The organism is Bacillus sp. JJ1773, from assembly GCF_036962035.1.
Classification (GTDB): domain Bacteria; phylum Bacillota; class Bacilli; order Bacillales; family Cytobacillaceae; genus Cytobacillus.
The window spans coordinates 47839-51218 of the sequence record NZ_JBALNX010000052.1; the positions used below are offsets into that span (position 1 = coordinate 47839).

At 38.5% G+C, this 3380-nt stretch carries 4 protein-coding genes; 3 read left to right on the forward strand and 1 reads right to left on the reverse strand.

The annotated features are described in order from the left end of the window. Window positions 1-120: 120 nt before the first annotated feature. The gene (locus tag V7127_RS16380; RefSeq protein ID WP_335353834.1) at window positions 121-444 is read right to left on the reverse strand and encodes a DUF4870 domain-containing protein; all 324 of its coding nucleotides are present in this window, start codon (window positions 442-444) and stop codon (window positions 121-123) included. Between the two features lie 257 nt (window positions 445-701). Between V7127_RS16380 and V7127_RS16385 the strand changes: the two genes are divergently transcribed. The 3 genes from V7127_RS16385 to V7127_RS16395 all read left to right on the forward strand — a co-directional run bounded on the left by V7127_RS16385 (window position 702) and on the right by V7127_RS16395 (window position 3336). Next, on the forward strand, window positions 702-1481 hold the full coding sequence (locus tag V7127_RS16385) for an undecaprenyl-diphosphate phosphatase (RefSeq protein WP_335348260.1): 780 nt from the start codon (window positions 702-704) through the stop codon (window positions 1479-1481). Window positions 1482-1515: 34 nt separating this feature from the next. Then, window positions 1516-2106: a DedA family protein gene (locus V7127_RS16390; RefSeq protein ID WP_335487762.1), complete on the forward strand. Its 591-nt coding sequence runs from the start codon at window positions 1516-1518 to the stop codon at window positions 2104-2106. 105 nt (window positions 2107-2211) lie between these two features. Next, window positions 2212-3336: an amidohydrolase gene (locus V7127_RS16395; RefSeq protein ID WP_335348258.1), complete on the forward strand. Its 1125-nt coding sequence runs from the start codon at window positions 2212-2214 to the stop codon at window positions 3334-3336. The last annotated feature ends 44 nt before the right edge of the window (window positions 3337-3380 follow it).

The window sequence follows — 3380 nt, forward strand, 5'->3', positions numbered from 1 at the left end:
CTGTGGGCCGCAACTAACAATCAGCGGGGACCTGAGGCCGACTAGAACGCTGTGTCCCGAACAAGTGTAGCACTAACACATCCTGTGTTACGGAAAACCCCCACTGATTGAAGTTTCACTTTATCTAAGAATTCTAAATACTAAAGGAATACGGTATTCCTTTCCTTCGTATGCTTTTACAGCAGCAACAATCGTAAAAATAAATCCAAGTACACCTACAATCCATATTGTGACGAATCCGATTAGAATAATCATTAAGATTCCACTGATCAGGGCGTAAACTCCATAGGAAATGACAAAGTTAAAATATTCTTTCCCATGATTATCAATAAATGATGATTCGTTTTTCTTTAATAACCAAATGATAAGCGGCCCAACGATGGTTGTAAAAAAACTTGTTACATAAATGGCTGTCGCTAATAATTTTTCATCCTGTGATGGCATGATTTAATCCCCCATTTCAAATTTTTGAAGAAGTCTAGAACAATAACTATAATTCCTCTTACGTTACTATTTACGCCTTAGAAGCAAAAATGTTTCACATTATTTCACACATTTTTATTTACCTGACCACTAGATTTCATTTTCAGTTCTTGTTTAGGACAAGATGAATACAATTTGTAATGACAACCCCTATTGCCTAATGGCAAAAGAATTTTATTCAATAGGTTGTAAGTTTGTTTAAAGGGTGATGCCATTTGATGTCAAAGATTGAGGCCTTTATACTAGGAATAATTCAGGGTTTTACCGAATTTCTTCCTATATCAAGTACAGGGCATTTGTATTTAGGGAGGCACTTATTTGGTTTGGATGAGGCAGGACTTTTTCTAGATACGATGCTGCATGTCGGGACATTGCTTGCTGTGCTTGTTGTATATAAAAACGAACTTCTTCAAATTATAAAAAATCCTTTTGGCAAGCTTTCGATGCTGCTAGTCATTGGAACGATTCCTGCAGTAATCATTGGCTTTTTATTTAGTGATTTATTTGACTCCATCTCAAAGACTGGAGTTACGATTGGCTGGGAATTCTTAGTCACTGGGATCATTCTTTGGTTTGCTGATCGAATTCGTAATGGTGCAAAGAAAATGGAGAGTATTTCCTATGGAGATGCTTTATTTATCGGCACATTTCAAGCAGCGGCCATCTTCCCCGCTGTTTCAAGGTCCGGCCTCACGATCGCAGCAGGGTTATTTAGAAAACTGGATAGAGAGACAGCTGCCTATTTCTCATTTTTATTGTCTATACCAGCGATAGCAGGTGGGATTGTTCTTCAATTTGGGGAGATGCTTTCAGGCCGTACAGAATCCATTTCCTTTGGAAGTTTATTTGTCGCCACCCTGTCTTCTGCGATTTTTGGGTATATGGCAGTTGTCTGGATGATTAATTTTCTAAAAAGAAAATCACTCAAAATCTTTGCGGTTTATGTTTGGGTTCTTGGCATCTCCATCATCATCCTTCAAATGACAGGGATATTCTAATGGTCCGATTTGAAGTCATAAAGGAGTTTTTAAATTGAAAGAGTTCATTCTTTCTGTTTTTGACATTTTATCACAGCTTGGTTATTTTGGAATTGCTCTTGGCCTTATGGTTGAAGTAATACCAAGTGAAATTGTATTGAGCTATGGGGGTTTTTTAATAAGCACTGGAAAAATTCATTTCTGGGGTGCTCTTATCGCCGGTGTTATTGGGGGAACATTTGCGCAGCTTTTTCTATATTGGCTTGGAGTTTATGGCGGAAGGCCCGTGCTTGATAAATATGGTAAATTTCTGTTGATCAAAAAGTCTCATTTAGATGCTTCAGAGGAATGGTTTAAAAAGTATGGAACAGGAGTCATTTTTACAGCGCGATTTGTCCCAGTTATTCGCCATGCGATTTCCATACCTGCTGGCATTTCCAAAATGCCTTTGTCAACCTTCACCTTATATACTGTAGCAGCCATAATTCCTTGGACCGTTTTATTTTTATTATTAGGAATGGAGCTAGGAGACCATTGGAGAGATATTAAAGACTATGCAAAGCCATTTCTGATGCCTATTATCATTCTAGCTTTTGTATCGATCGGAATTTACTTCTTTTATAAAAAACGCCAAGAAAAGAAATAATCTTCCTTCGCCGCTCCGTGCGGTTTTTTATATTAAATAATGTTCCTTATTATGATCATAGTTGTTAAAATAAATAGAAAAAGATTGATGCCAGAAAGGAATATCATGACAAAAATATTATTGAAAAACGCCAATGTTTACCCGGTCACAGCATCTGCTTTTTATGGTGATGTTTTAGTTGAAAACGGGAAAATTGCCGGAATAGGAAAAATAGATGTTACAGGTCCAGATGTTTATGTCATCGAATGTCATAACCATTATTTATTCCCAGGATTTATTGATGTTCATACACATCTTGGCCTGTATGATGAAGGGACAGGCTGGGCAGGAAATGATGCCAATGAAACGGCTGAGCTCTTGTCTCCTCATGTTAGGGCGATGGATGGAGTATACCCGCTTGATCCTGCATTTTCCGATGCAGTAAAATATGGGATTACAACCGCCCATATTATGCCAGGCAGCGCAAATGTAATTGGCGGAACAACTTCTGTTATTAAAACAGCCGGTAAGAATATTAAGAAAATGCTGGTTCAGGAAACCGCAGGATTGAAAATTGCTCTTGGCGAAAATCCGAAGCAAATTCACAGCCAAGGAAATAAAGATTCGATCACTAGAATGGGAATTATGGGAAAGCTTCGGGAAGTATTCTATGAGGCTGCAAGTACTGATCAGCCTGAATCATTGCGGACTGCTCCCATTATTCAAGCTCTTAATCGGGAAATCCCTGTTCGGGTTCATGCTCATCGTGCAGACGATATTATTTCCGCTGTTCGATTTGCTGAGGAATTTAATCTTGATTTAAGGATTGAGCATTGTACAGAAGGACATCTCATTGCAGAGGAATTAGCTGACCTTCATTTAAAAGTATCAGTTGGTCCAACTTTAACAAGACGTTCGAAGGTGGAGCTTAAGAATAAAACGTGGAAAACATATCAGGAACTTACAAACCATGGTGTAGAAGTATCCATCACAACAGACCACCCTTATACACCTATTCAATATTTGAACTTATGCGCTGCTATCGCTGTTCGTGAAGGTTTATCAGAACAAAAGGCTTTAGAAGGAATAACCATTCTTCCAGCAAAAAATCTCCGAGTTGACAAGCAGCTAGGCAGTATTGAACCCGGGAAGGATGCCGATTTAGTCCTTTGGAGTCATCACCCCTTTCATTTTCTTGCAAAACCAAAATGGACGATGATAAACGGTGTTTTCGAATATACTGAGTCGTAAAGTGAAACTTCAATCAGTGGGGGTTTTCTTTCATCCCCCACTGA

What these genes read in the sequence shown, in the direction of transcription:
- V7127_RS16380 (WP_335353834.1), bottom strand. Translation starts at nt 444, where the DNA reads ATGCCATCACAGGATGAAAAATTATTAGCGACAGCCATTTATGTAACA.
- V7127_RS16385 (WP_335348260.1), top strand. Translation starts at nt 702, where the DNA reads ATGTCAAAGATTGAGGCCTTTATACTAGGAATAATTCAGGGTTTTACC.
- V7127_RS16395 (WP_335348258.1), top strand. Translation starts at nt 2,212, where the DNA reads ATGACAAAAATATTATTGAAAAACGCCAATGTTTACCCGGTCACAGCA.